This window comes from Desulfosporosinus acididurans, from assembly GCF_001029285.1.
Classification (GTDB): Bacteria; Bacillota; Desulfitobacteriia; order Desulfitobacteriales; family Desulfitobacteriaceae; genus Desulfosporosinus; species Desulfosporosinus acididurans.
Window position 1 is genome coordinate 115,998 of the sequence record NZ_LDZY01000008.1, and the last position, 13,271, is coordinate 129,268.

Consider the following 13,271-nt stretch of genomic DNA (forward strand, 5'->3'; position numbering starts at 1 on the left):
AAATGGAACGTTCATTTGAGTCTTGGGAAAAAGAAGTTATCCGCTGTATACGATGCGGTTCCTGTCAAAATGTTTGTCCTGTTTTTCGAGAACTTCAGGCTGAATCGACTGTCGCCAGGGGCCGAGTAAAGCTTATACGAGGAGTTATCACCAAAGATCTATCCTTAACTGAAGGATTTATTTCCAAAATGTCCTTGTGTTTAATGTGTAAGGCATGCGTAGCCAACTGTCCAAGCGGTGTCAAGGTTGACAAGCTCGTGGAAGCAGCCCGCAAGGAGATTGTGGATCAGAAAGGGCTCTCACCGCTGAAAAAGTTAATCTTTCGTCTCATTTTAAAAAATCGTTGGGTCTTTGACACAGGAATGAGTACAGGTCGGATTCTGCAGAAACTTGTTTTCCGTCCTGGTCCGGGAGGACAAGGAATGCTGCCCAGAATGCCGTTGGGGATTGATCAAAGACGATTGCTTTCCCCTCTGGCTCCCAAACCTTTGAAGACAATGTATCCGCAAGTTGTTAAAGTTTTAAATCCACGTTTGCGAGTGGTGTTTTTTACCGGTTGCATGATCAATTATATTTACACGGATACAGGGAGAGCAGTCATTAATGTTCTAAACCGCTTGGGTATAGACGTTGTCATTCCGAAACTCCAAAATTGCTGCGGAACTCCGGTACGAATGAACGGAGATTATGAAACGGCTCGGGAAATGGCCCGGGCTAATATTGACGTCCTATTGAAGGAAAAAGCGGATGGCGTGGTCGTTGCTTGCGGGACCTGCGGCTTGGCTTTGAAAGAGGAATATGCTGAGCTGCTGCAGGATGAACCGAGATATGCTGAAAGGGCTAAACTCTTGGGGAAAATGGTTAAAGATTTCACAGAACTGGTCGTTTCTCTGGGAGACTTTAAGGAGAACATCGGTGAATTACCTCTTAAAGTTACTTATCATGATCCTTGTCATCTTGTACGGGGGCTGAAAGTAAAAGAACAACCCCGAGAAATTATTAAGCAAATTCCCGGAGTAAAATTTTTGGAAATGAAGAACCCAGATACCTGCTGCGGCAGCGGGGGTTCCTTTAGTCTGACTCATTATGAGCTTTCTATGAAGATCAATAATCGTAAAGTCGAGGATATCCTCCAAACTGGCGCCGAGGTAGTTGTTACAGGATGTTCTGCCTGTCGTATGCATATTTTGGACGGACTTCACCGGCAAGAGGTTGGAATGGGAGTAATGCACACTGCTCAGCTCTTAGAGATGGCCTATGATGCAAAAGAAGGAATCCCCAAAGGAGTGAACTCGTTCAGCCAAAGCTGAACATCGGGGCTTCAGATACAATAATGTCCAGTGGACATTATTGCCGAGCCGCCTTTCCCAAAAGAAATACTTAGCGGCGAGGGAGGACTCTACCCCACCTGAAGTTAACGAAGGACCCACCCTCACTTATAAGAAGTGGGGGTCTTAAAAAGTTGAAAAAGGTTTAACCCATAAAGAAGTTCTAAGGGGGAATGTTGCTTGAGTTCTATAAATTTAGCTTATGGTAAAGAAATTCTAAACTTTGAGCTTCCTTCTGATGTTAGAATACAGCAGATTGAGGCTAAGAAAAGTACACCTATAACGAACATCGAAGAGAGCCTTCGCCATGTCTTGGCTCATCCCCTAGGGACTCCTCCTCTCAGCGAAGTTGTCAAACCAGGGGATAAAGTGGTGATTGTCGTAAGTGACATTACCCGGCTCTGGATAAGAACTGATGTTCTTTTGCCAATCTTGTTGGATGTCCTGAATGAGGCAGGTATTCCTGATCAGGATATCTCCATTGTCACAGCCACTGGGGATCATCGATTGCAAACCGCTGAAGAACATAGAGCAATTTGCGGGGTTCAAGCTCTAGTCCGTGTTCCGATCTATGATCATGAATGTCATGCCTCGGATCTGGTAGACTTGGGATTATCGTCAAGAGGAACTCCGATTAAGGTAAACCGAAGGGTCTGGGAAGCTGATAAAGTGATATTAACCGGTGGCATAGCCTACCATTTATTAGCGGGGTTCGGCGGCGGACGTAAGTCCATTGCTCCCGGAGTATGCGGGTATGAAATGATTCAAAAAAACCATTCCTTGGCCCTGACAGAGCCTGGACCTACTGGACTTCATCCCAACATTATGACGGGAAAAATGGAGGGCAACCCTGTTTCCGAGGATATGTTGGAAATTGCCCGCAAAGTTGGCGTTGATTTTATCTTAAATGTTGTCGTTAATGAAAAAAAAGACTTTGTCTTTTTGGCAGCTGGTGATCTTTATGAAGCCCATCTTGCCGGCTGTCGAGTGGTTGAAGAAATTTTCGGCATTGAAATTGAACAAAAGGCAGATTTAGTCCTTGTCTCCTGTGGGGGATATCCTAAAGATATTCAGCTTTATCAGGCGATCAAGGCGTTAGACAATGCTTCTTATGCAGTAAAAGAAGGCGGGGTTATTGTCTTAGTCAGCGAATGTTCTGATGGGATCGGTTCCCAACCCTTTGAGGAATTTTTCAAGTATGGCAGTGTGGAAGAGATGAGTTCAAAGCTTCAGCAAGACTTTTTAATGCCGGGGTTTGTCAGCTTAAGAACTGCGAGTATCTGCCGCAAGACTCCTGTAATTTTGATCAGTTCATTGCCAGAAGAGGTGGTCAGAAGGATGAAGATGCTTCCAGCATCTTCTTTGGAGACAGCTTGGCAATTGGCCGCAGAACTTTTGGAGAAACAGCCGGAATCAGTTTATGTAATGCCTCATGGCGGGAATACTTTTCCCATTTTGCGAGAGTAGATTAGATTTCTAGTTAATTTTTTGAAGGGCCAAAAGCGACATAACAAATGCTATCGCGCTGAAGGATGGACTCTGCCCTCATCGAAGTAAGGTATGGAAACCACTCCCACTCGTAGTGAGAGTCTTACGATTGGATAAAAGCCGTCACCACTTCTTCATTTTAAAGGAAGTGTGTGACGGCTTTTTTATATGTTACTGGCTTAGTTAGAATCTCTGTCATATTAATTAAGCCAGCAAGTATTTTGTCCTGACTTCTTCATTTTCGGCTAAGGCTTCGACCGTTCCTTCAAAACGGACTTGTCCGCGTTCAAGAACATAACAGCGATTCGCTAATTTTAAGGCGGATTTGAGATTCTGTTCGGCTAAGAGGATTGAGATTCCGGTGGAACAAAGTTCTAAAATCTGTTCTTCGAGTTCACGAACAATCAAAGGGGCAAGTCCTTCGGTTGGTTCGTCCAATATTAAAAGATCTGGATTACCCAGCAAAGCACGGCCAATACTGAGCATTTGTTGTTCACCGCCGCTTAAGCTGCCTCCGCGGCGATTTTCATATTTCTTCAGTACGGGGAACAGGGTATGAACTTTAGCGATTGTCCAGTCACCGGGGCGAATGCCGGCAGCAATTTCAAGATTTTCACGTACTGTAAGGTCGGCAAAAATCCTGCGGCTGTCAGGGACATAACTGATTCCCAATTTAACCATACGATTAGTCGGGATTTTGGTGATAGTTTGTCCGCGAAATGTAATTTCGCCGCTTTTGGGAGGAACGATACCCATAACACTTTTCAGGGTTGTAGTTTTACCTACTCCGTTTCGACCGAGGAGTGATACTACTTCTCCTTGTGCAACGGTTAAGGACAAACCGAATAATATATGGCTCATGCCGTAATAGGTGTGAATATCCTTGATTTCTAGCATACTTCAGCTTCCCCCAAATAAGCTTTTTGAACAGATTTGTCGCTGCGAATGTCTTCAGGCAGGCCTTGAGCAATCGTCTCTCCTTGATGCAGGACCATAATTTTTTGTGCTACATCAAAGACGAGATCAGTGTCATGTTCTGTGAGCAATATTGTCAGGCCTTCATCTTTTGACAATCGTTTAATAAGTTGGACGATACGATTCGTTTCATCAGGAGACATTCCTGCCGTCGGCTCGTCCAAAAGGAGAAGTTTTGGCTTGCTTCCTAGGGCAATAGCAATTTCCAGAACTTTTTGATCTCCATAAGAAAGAGAACTGCATAAATGATCCTTATAGCGTACAAGTCCAAAACTATTGAGGACTTCCAAAGTTTCTTCCTTGAGAAGTTTTTTGGCCGGTTTAAACAGCTTTCGGTCAAGACGGTGTTTGGCGAGCACAGCGGTTTGGATGTTTTCGAATACCGTCAAACTGGAAAAAATATTAATAAGCTGGAATGATCGTCCGATACCGTGGTGACAGATTTGATGGGGAGTGAATTGGGTGATATCGGTTTCTTGAAAACGAATTGAACCGGAATCTGCTGTTAAATGGCCGGTGATAAGATTAAATAAGGTGGATTTTCCTGCACCATTGGGTCCAATGACTGCCACCACTTCTCCTTGGGGAACGGAAAGATTGGCATTCGCTATTGCCTGATATCCCTCGAAGGATTTTTTAAGCTGTTCAATTTGAAGCATCTAGACTTCCTCCTCTCTGACGTCGTCCTTTTATCTTTTCGTAAATGTAACCTAGAATCCCCTGAGGTAAGAAGAGTACAAGAATTAATAAAAGGAGGCCGAGGACAAGAAGCCAATATTCGGTGTAAAGTCCTACGATCATCGACAAAAGAACTAAGATGGCCGCTCCTAAGGTTGGTCCTAAGAAGACTGTCAAGCCTCCCATTAGGCACATAATTAAGATTTCAGCAGATTTATTCCAGAATAAGAGGGAAGGAGCTACGGAACGTTCCAGGAGAACAAAAAGTACCCCTGCAACTCCGGCAAAAAAGCCTGCAATAACAAAGGCGATCAGACGGTGTTGTTTAACATTGATTCCTAAACTTTCGGAGCGTACCGGATTGTCGCGAGCTGCCAGGAGAGTAAGGCCAAAAGGAGATTTCGTGATTTTATAGAGAATAAGCAGAGAGAGGAGAAGAACTAAAAGAGTTGTATAATAAACAGAGCTAGTAGACGTCAAGAAGTCTGGGACAGGAATGGCATGAATGCCATTATCACCATTCGTCAGGGCATTCCAACGGTAAACTATAGCCCAAACTAACTGTCCTAAAGCTAACGTGAGCATGCCGAAATACAGCCCCCGCAGACGGACACAAAACCAACCGATCACGAATGCAAGAGCAGCTGAAAGTATAGGTCCGAGAATGACTGCCAAGGCGAAAGGCCAAGAGGTTTTGGTCATGATAATGGCAACGGTATAAGCACCGATCCCGTAAAATACCCCATGATGTAAATGAAGCAGTCCTCCGTAGCCTAAAACCAGATTTAAGCTTGTTGCCAGCAGGGCCGTTGTGAAGATAGTGGCTAAGAGGTAACTATAATAGGGCGGTATGAGGGTTGGAACAATCAGGAGAATAAGGATTCCGATCGGAGCCAATCCCAAGCCCAATGAGTTGTGAATTTTTCTGTTTGTAGTTCTTGATGAAGGATCAATGTTTACTAACATACTTGGTTTCCTTTCTTACCAGACAGATTTTAATAAACCTGAGGGTCTAAAAATAAGTAAAATACCTGCAATCATATAGGGCAGTATAATTGAGACGCTGGGAATGAGAAGTACACCGATGGCTTCTCCCATTCCGATGATGATTGAACTGATAAGGGTTCCCCAAATGTTGCCTAATCCGCCGATAACCACAATCAAAAAGGCGTAGATGAGAATATTCGCGTCCATCCCCATAGAAACTGTTGTTGTGGGAGCGATTAAAGTTCCCCCTAATCCAGCAAGCCAACCTCCCAGCGCAAAAACTAAAGCAAAGACTCGAGTGCTGTTGATGCCTAGAATGTCTACCATTTCGCGGTCAGTTGCTGTTGCACGGCATATTTTACCCAGATGAGTTTTAGATAAAAAGAGCCATAATCCGAGTGCTACAAGAGGTCCGATGAGGAGCAGGAAGGCATTGTATAAAGGCAGAGAAGCTCCCCAGATCGAAATGGAACCTCTGAGCCCTTCGGGGATATTTATGGATTTATATTCTGACCCCCAAATGATTTTAACCGCATCTCCGGCAATGAGTACGAGGGAGTAGGTTAAGAGCATTTGCGTTAAGTGATCTCGGTTATAGATGAAACGCAGCAAACCACGTTCGATAATAAGACTTAAAATCATTACGGTAATGGGAGCGACCAGCAAAGCCAACCAGAAGCCATAATGGCCATGACCTAAAGATGTTGAAACTGAGTAAGCTGCAAAAGCTCCCAGCATGTAAAGCGATCCGTGGGCGAAATTTGTAATCCTCAGGACTCCGAAGATAAGAGTTAGTCCCGCAGCGACGATAAAAAAAATCATCCCTCTGCTGAGGCCTATTAACAATTGACTTGAAAGTGTTGCTATATCCATTTATCTATCCCCTGTCTATTAGGTTGAGAAATGGGCGGTACCTTGCGGTACCACCCATGAAATTGCTTGTTTATCCAATCGTAAGACTCCCACTTCTATAAGTGGGAGTGGGTCCCTTGTACTCTGCTTCCGTGGGGGTAGAGTCCCCCACCGAAGTCTCGTTGTTCAGCTTTAGCTGAACTAGTTCACTTCTTAGCTCTTGCCTTTTGGATATCATCTATAGATGGCATTATTTCATCCGGGCTGAGCGTGTGAAGGTCAATGGGAGCGATTTTTCCGTCAGTCTTGCCAATAGTTCCATAGATCATAGGAATGGCAACTTGATGATCTTCTTTACGCAGCGTTGCTTTACCAACGGGGGTGTCAATCGATAACCCTTCCAAGGCGTCGATGATCTTTTCTTTATCAGTACTTCCGGCCTTTTCAACGGCTTGTCCTAAGAATTGACCTGCCATATAACCGTATAATGCGAAAGCAGCAGGTTCACGGTTGTATTCCTTTTTGAAAGCACTCACAAAGGCTTTGTTGGCTGCGGTGTCCGGATAACTGGAGAGATAAGGATTTGTCCCTAAAACTCCCGTTGGAGCCTGATCTCCTAATGGTCTTAAAGTAGCTGGGTCGATACTGGTGTGAACCCAGACTGGTATTTCCTGTGCTAAGCCGGTTGCCTTCACAGCTTTCATAAAGGCAACCATATCTGCCCCTCCTGTGCCGACTACGAGAAGATCGGGTTTTTTACTGCGAATGGCGTTGATGTAGGGGGTAAAATCTGTTTCCCCAACTTGCCACCAAGTTTCCCCGGTTTTTTGGACATCTGGCTCAATTTTTTTCAAATTTGACCATAGGTTATCAATAACCGAGTGACCATATTCATAATCGCTGCCGGCGAGCCAAATCTTTTTATAGGGCGTTTTGGAGATCTGGACGGCTCCGGCTTTGCCGATAATTGCAGTATTAGGTATGGTGCTAAAGACATAGCGATGACCAGCTGCTCCGGTGACTTTGTCACTCATCCCGCCCCAATCAATAAACGGTACTTTGTTTTCTTTAGCGTATTGAGAAACGGCCAAAGATCCTGCGCTATTTGTGGTTCCAGCCAAGAAATCAACTTGATCACGCATGACCAGTTCTTTAGCCCAGCTTGTCGCTTTGTCGGGCTTAAATTCATCGTCGCGGGTTACGATGTCGATCTCTGGACCGCCTTTAGCGGCAATTTCTTTGGCTGCCAACTTGAAGCCATCCAAAGAATCTTGAGCATAAACTGCGGCACCGCCGGTATATGTATCCACGATCCCAACTTTAATGGCTTTTTTGCCGGAAGCTGTCGTTGGACTATTTCCACATCCGGTCACCAATAATGCTGTTGCTAGAAGAAAAGATCCTATGCGCATTAAACTGCTGGATTTGATTCTGCCTACCATTCTAACCATACTATTTCCTCCATCCACATTCTAACGTTGCTGTTTTTCAGAAACAAACAGGAATCAAAAAAGCGCTTTTGCCGTTCTACCATACTTCCTTTCTGTTCCAAGTCCTTCAGATTCAATCCGAAGAATTATTAAGTTATTATGTTTAGATTGTATAGAGCATGTTAAGATTATAACAGCTGAGTTTGAAACAGACAATACTTTTTTGATGTGTAATAATACAATTTTAATCAACCGATATGAGCTAAGTTTATCCAATCGTCAGACTCCTACTTGTAGAAGTGGGAGTGGTTCCGTTATGGGCTAGGGCTTTCGGCGAAAGCGTCCACAGGACACTTTCGTCAGCAAGCCCCGTGGTTCAGCTTTAGCTGAACGAGTTCACTTGGACGCTTAAGGCATAAAGATCGTTAAAACATAAAAGCAAGGTTTAAGAACTTAGTGCTCAAACCTTGCTTTTTTATCCGTTTATCCAGCCCTGCATACCGCTTGATGCGCACCAGCGGAAGGATGGAAAAGGGTTTGCTATTTCAGAAAACCATTGAGGATAGTATCTTCGGCCTCGGATTCGGAGAATCCCATGGACATTAACTTGATTAATTGTTCTGATTCGATACGGCCAATAGCTGCTTCGTGAATCAGCTGAGCTTCACTGTGGCGGGCAGATATTTTTGGCGTGGAGAGAACTTGAGCATTATGCATAATAATGGCGTCGCATTGAATGTGCCCTCGGCCTTTATTACGTCCAACCAGGTCAAAAAAGAACTCTTGTTTAGAGTTATCTTGGGCAACAGAACGGGAAATGATTTGGGCTGAAGAATCTGCTCCGATTAATTCAACAGTTATGTTTGATTCCGCATCCTGATCTTTGTATGTCAGGAGACGTTCAGTAACCACAAGTTTAGCCTTATCCATAAGTCTAATCTCAGTGTCTCTTTTGGTATGGTCAATTCCTTTGATCTGAATCATTTCAAGTTCGACGACGGCACCTTCTTCGGCCTCAATAATGGTTTTGGGATTAAGAACTCGTTCACCTGTTCCTTCCCCTTGGCCGTAGTGTTTTTCAACATATTTAAGTTTTGCGCCCCGGCGAACATAAAAGTTATGGATCCCGTCGTGCTGTGATTTATGACATCCGGAATTATGAATCCCACAGCCGGCAACGACTAAGACGTCGGAATATTCTCCGATTTCAAAGGTATTATAGACAACGTCATTGATGGCTTCCTCTGTTACGATTACGGGAATGTGAACACTTTCTCCTTTAGTATAAGGCTTGACAATCACATCTATGCCCGATTTATCAGCCTTTGTGACAATATCGATATTGTCAGTCGTATTTCGTTGAACCCCGACTCCATTCTTGCGGATATTAAAAGCTCCTTGAGGTATTTCATGAAGGTCTGCAACCTTTTCCAGCATAGTCTTATCCAGCGCATTGAGCATTTTGATTAACTCCTTTCGCGCAGTTTGAACCGCAAAGACAAGCATCATTATTAAGAATTCTGGCCAAAATTGTGTCTCGTTCTGATTGGTCGCTAATCATTCCATTTGACATCAAAATAATTTCATCAGCCAACTCCATGATACGTTCTTGATGAGAAATAATGACAATGGTAGTATCGTATTTTAAATGGATGTTTTTGAAAGTTTCTGCTAATTTTTGAAAACTCCATAAATCGATGCCGGCTTCCGGTTCATCAAACACTGCCAGCTTGAGATTTCGAGCAAGTACAGTAGCTATTTCGATTCGCTTCATTTCACCGCCGGAAAGGCTGCTGTCCACATCTCGGTTGAGATAATCTTGTGCACATAACCCCACATCATAGAGCAGATCACAGATGTTCACTGTTTCAGGGTTATGAGATGCGGCCATTTTGAGGAGTTCTTTTACTTTTATTCCTTTAAAGCGAGGCGGATTTTGAAAGGCATATCCTATTCCCAAACGGGCTCTTTCCGTAATACTTAAGTTTGTAATATCTTGTCCATCGAGTAGAATTTTTCCTGCCGTGGGATTATAAACTCCCATGATTAGTTTAGCTAGAGATGATTTCCCCCCACCATTGGGTCCTGTAATAACATATATCTTTTTTTCTAAAAACTTCAAATTAATCTCTTTGAGGATTTCGACCCCTTTTTCCTCATTGAGGCCCAGAGAAACATTCTGGATTTCAAGCATTGCTATTCCTCCTTCGTTCATCTAGATTCAACAATAACATAATCCGACATTATATTGTAGGGGTAACCTAATTATTTTCAAAATAAACTATGTTCTTATTGTACAAGCCCCTGAATAAGTTTATGTAACTTGGGAATAAGAGGGGGAGAATTTTTTGGAAAGTATCTCTCGGTTTAAAATAAAGGACAACCTGATACCAATTTCTTATGGTTACTTTTTGGCCAAGAGTGATCCATTATTCTGGCGAAAGCTCTTAAAGAGGAAACCGGAAGATGCGGAGGCTATGTATCATGTAGCCCTGGAAATTGAGGGAAATGCTAAAAAAAGTCTTGGAAAATTCCTAAGGACTAGAAATGAAGGTTGTTTAGCAGCTTACCGAAAGGGGATAAAAGAGGCTTCGGATTTAATGCAGAGATCCTTGGGGAAGGGATATTATAAGGCCCGGACAGAGATTTTAAGAATACAGGAAGAAATCCATTCGACAGATAAAAGACTATCGTCAGTGAAGAAAAAAATAATGCCAAACAATAGAACCCTAATTTATGTTTTTTTGGCTGTGATCATTGTCCTCTTAATTTTAATAGCTATTTTAATTTGCCATCGGTCTTCGACAATGTATTTGGAGAACCATCGCTATACTTATATGTTACCCTATGAAGTTGTCGATAAAAAGCCGACGGGTATTCCAAAAACAGACTTAATTCCAATAACTATACAGGTTAAAGGAACAATAACAAAACAGCTCCTCGTAAATCAACTGATGGAAACTTTAAAACAAGATTACGAAAAAAATCCCACTGCCGGCAAATTAGTAGTCGCTAAAGATGAAGATCAGCGGGATGTGGGAATGGCTTATTGGGGGAGTGAGGATAAAGAAATTGAAGTTTACATATATCCTTTTGACAGTATTTCCTCTGCGGGGGAGGAAAACTGTCAATTGTGGCAGGCAACTACGGTTATTAGAAGTGCCTTATATCAATTTGTTAAGCACAACGGATATATGCCCAAGGATTTAACGATGTTGACTAAGGCTTTTCCCCGAAATTATTTATCAGAACTTCCCTTAAACCCTTATAACATGGAGAATGACGTCACAACCTCTCCGTCAGGAGATGCGGGGTGGCTTTTTTCACCTTCAGGGGTCTCACCTGAAACGGATTTAATTCTCGCAGTAAGACAAGCACTAAAGCCGGCTATTCCCCAGGGTATCGATTTTTCCTTTGCGCCGATACAGATCAACATTAATAAGCTAAACCATGAACTCATGGTTATGGCAGGAGATAGGACAATACGAAGCTACACTGTAGCTCTAGGAAAAAATAACCTAACGCCAGAAGGAAACATGTGGATTTCTAAAAGAATAGCCAACCCGGACAAAGGGGTTCCTAAGGCGGACAATGTTTATGGAACAAGGGCTATGGAATTGTCAAATCCTGGCTTTGCTATTCATGGCACAAATTCACCCGAAAGTATTGGTAAGGATGTATCCTTAGGCTGTATTCGCTTAAACAATCTTCAAATGGAAGACCTTTATACCTTAACTCCATTGTATACTTATGTCAATATTTTCAAGAACCCAAATCTGCCCAATACTCAGATCAATCCTCCGGCCCTTTGTTTGGGACCTAATGGACAGCCAGACTATTCAAAAGAAGAGAGTCTAACATTTTATCACTGGGGCGGGTAAGTTTTAGGCAAAAAGTCAAGGAGCCGTTGTTTCTCGAATAAAAAGTTCGTGAAACACGGCTTCTTGCCAGGTTTTATCGCGGAGTAAACTCATTGATCTATCCCGATGTTCAGCTTAAGCTGAACGAGTCCATTATTGATTTGAAGAAATTTCACCAAGAGTTGCCTGAACAGTTTTTGTTTTTCCATCGCGGACGAAAGTTATTGATATTTTGCTTCCGACGGAGTATTGATAGAGATCGTGAACAAGGTCAGAAGAGCTTTGAACTTGAGCATTGTTGATTTTTGTAATGACATCACCTTTAACGATGCCAGCTTTATCAGCAGGGCCATCGGGGGTTACACTGGCAATATAGGCTCCAAGAGGGAGATTGTTGTCTTGGGCGTAAGAAAGATATTGGTCGTTTGTTGTTACTAGAAGAGCGGGATGTGTCGCTACACCAGTTTTAATTAATTGCTCTATTGTCGGCAGAGCATCTGAAATAGGGATTGAGAAGCCCATTCCCTCAAAGCCGGATTCCGCGTATTTGGCGGAATTAATGCCTATAACGTTTCCTTGGTAATCGACAAGCGGTCCGCCGCTGTTACCGGGATTAATTGCTGCATCCGTTTGAATAAGATTGAAGCTTGATTCTCCTTGAATGTCGAGAGTACGATCAGTTGCTGAGACAACACCTGCAGTCACAGAACGGGCAAATTCAGCACCACCGGGATTGCCGATGGCAACTACGGGTTCTCCGACTTGAAGTTTGCTTGAATCCCCGAGCTTAACTGCAGTTAAGTTCTTAGTGTCGGGGATTTGTAAAACAGCCAGGTCTGTGCGCGGGTCAGCGCCGATAACTTTTGCCACAAGATTGCGGCCATCGCTTAAGCTGACTGTGATTTTCTGTGCGCCATCAATAACGTGATTATTTGTGACGATATATCCTTTTTGAGCATCGATAATGAATCCCGAACCGCTGCCGGTTTCTTGGAGATTTGAACTGCTGCCGAAGACACTTTGACTGGATTGGAAATTTGAAACTCCGACTACAGCTGGACCTACCTCTTTGGCGATTTCAGTAACGGGAAAATTAGTTTGACTGGAAGGAGAAGCAGCGGTAGTAGAAACCTGAGCTATAGAGCTGGTTGTTTTGGCGGCAGCAGTAGTTGATAGAGCATTCGCAGGGTAAATTGCCGGAACGACTGCTACGGCTGAAAGAGCACCAATGACGGCACTCATAACACAAAGTCCTGCTGTGGCAGCAAATCGTCTAGTTGGTTTTTTCTTGATTGGAGGCGGGGCAAATTGTGAATTGAAATCTTGAGATGAGTTTATATTTTGATTGAGGATAGTGCTTTCGTTAGACTGTTTTTCAAGTTGTGCCTGTTCGGCTCCATCTGTTTTGGTTAAGCGAATTTCTTCGTCCATAGTTGAATTCCTCCTATTATTATTAAATTTATATCGACTGAGAGCGTCCTAGGGTGATAGTCCTCTAATTTGTTGAAATTAAATTAAACAATGACTCATCTGAGTACTTCTCAAGGATAACTCAAAGTTGTGTAGCAAAAAGGGATAAAATGTGAAGTTTTTTTGGAGTTTAAGTTGAGAATGTGTGAAGAGGCGTCTTAACATGACGTAAAATCAACAACAGGCTAAAACGAGATAGTTTT

General features: G+C 43.1%; 11 protein-coding genes. 3 read left to right on the forward strand and 8 right to left on the reverse strand.

Going from position 1 to position 13,271, the window contains the following annotated elements; translation table 11 throughout:
* Nucleotides 1-2 precede the first annotated feature (2 nt).
* Complete coding sequence (locus tag DEAC_RS12680; protein WP_047810430.1) at nucleotides 3-1,310, forward strand: (Fe-S)-binding protein; 1,308 nt, start codon at nucleotides 3-5, stop codon at nucleotides 1,308-1,310.
* A gap of 198 nt (nucleotides 1,311-1,508) precedes the next feature.
* The gene (gene larAH10 / locus DEAC_RS12685; protein WP_047810431.1) at nucleotides 1,509-2,795 is read left to right on the forward strand and encodes an NPN-dependent 2-hydroxyacid racemase, LarAH10 family; all 1,287 of its coding nucleotides are present in this window, start codon (nucleotides 1,509-1,511) and stop codon (nucleotides 2,793-2,795) included.
* Nucleotides 2,796-3,020: 225 nt separating this feature from the next.
* Here the strand turns inward: larAH10 and DEAC_RS12690 are convergent, their stop codons facing one another.
* The 7 genes from DEAC_RS12690 to DEAC_RS12720 all read right to left on the reverse strand — a co-directional run bounded on the left by DEAC_RS12690 (nucleotide 3,021) and on the right by DEAC_RS12720 (nucleotide 9,932).
* Entirely contained in the window at nucleotides 3,021-3,713 is a 693-nt protein-coding gene (locus DEAC_RS12690; RefSeq protein WP_047810432.1) for an ABC transporter ATP-binding protein, read from the reverse strand.
* The gene (locus DEAC_RS12695) at nucleotides 3,707-4,450 is read right to left on the reverse strand and encodes an ABC transporter ATP-binding protein (RefSeq protein WP_047810433.1); all 744 of its coding nucleotides are present in this window, start codon (nucleotides 4,448-4,450) and stop codon (nucleotides 3,707-3,709) included. Before DEAC_RS12695 ends, DEAC_RS12690 begins: the two co-directional genes overlap by 7 nt.
* Nucleotides 4,437-5,435 (reverse strand): branched-chain amino acid ABC transporter permease, encoded by a 999-nt coding sequence (locus DEAC_RS12700; RefSeq protein WP_047810434.1) that lies wholly within the window; start codon nucleotides 5,433-5,435, stop codon nucleotides 4,437-4,439. Before DEAC_RS12700 ends, DEAC_RS12695 begins: the two co-directional genes overlap by 14 nt.
* Before the next feature lie 15 nt (nucleotides 5,436-5,450).
* Nucleotides 5,451-6,329 carry a branched-chain amino acid ABC transporter permease gene (locus DEAC_RS12705; protein WP_047810435.1) on the reverse strand — a complete coding sequence of 293 codons (879 nt, stop codon included), beginning with the start codon at nucleotides 6,327-6,329 and terminating at the stop codon, nucleotides 5,451-5,453.
* A gap of 185 nt (nucleotides 6,330-6,514) precedes the next feature.
* Nucleotides 6,515-7,759: an ABC transporter substrate-binding protein gene (locus DEAC_RS12710; RefSeq protein ID WP_047810436.1), complete on the reverse strand. Its 1,245-nt coding sequence runs from the start codon at nucleotides 7,757-7,759 to the stop codon at nucleotides 6,515-6,517.
* A 519-nt stretch (nucleotides 7,760-8,278) separates the two neighbouring features.
* Nucleotides 8,279-9,199, reverse strand: coding sequence for a SufB/SufD family protein (locus DEAC_RS12715; RefSeq protein ID WP_047810437.1), 921 nt, complete (start codon nucleotides 9,197-9,199; stop codon nucleotides 8,279-8,281).
* Nucleotides 9,180-9,932, reverse strand: coding sequence for an ABC transporter ATP-binding protein (locus DEAC_RS12720; RefSeq protein WP_047810438.1), 753 nt, complete (start codon nucleotides 9,930-9,932; stop codon nucleotides 9,180-9,182). The genes DEAC_RS12715 and DEAC_RS12720 overlap by 20 nt, the downstream gene beginning before the upstream one ends.
* Nucleotides 9,933-10,086: 154 nt before the next feature.
* On the opposite strand from DEAC_RS12720, the gene DEAC_RS12725 reads away from it, so the two are divergent.
* Complete coding sequence (locus tag DEAC_RS12725) at nucleotides 10,087-11,619, forward strand: L,D-transpeptidase (protein WP_053006427.1); 1,533 nt, start codon at nucleotides 10,087-10,089, stop codon at nucleotides 11,617-11,619.
* 132 nt (nucleotides 11,620-11,751) lie between these two features.
* Here the strand turns inward: DEAC_RS12725 and DEAC_RS12730 are convergent, their stop codons facing one another.
* Complete coding sequence (locus tag DEAC_RS12730; protein ID WP_200903133.1) at nucleotides 11,752-13,029, reverse strand: S1C family serine protease; 1,278 nt, start codon at nucleotides 13,027-13,029, stop codon at nucleotides 11,752-11,754.
* Nucleotides 13,030-13,271: the final 242 nt, after the last annotated feature.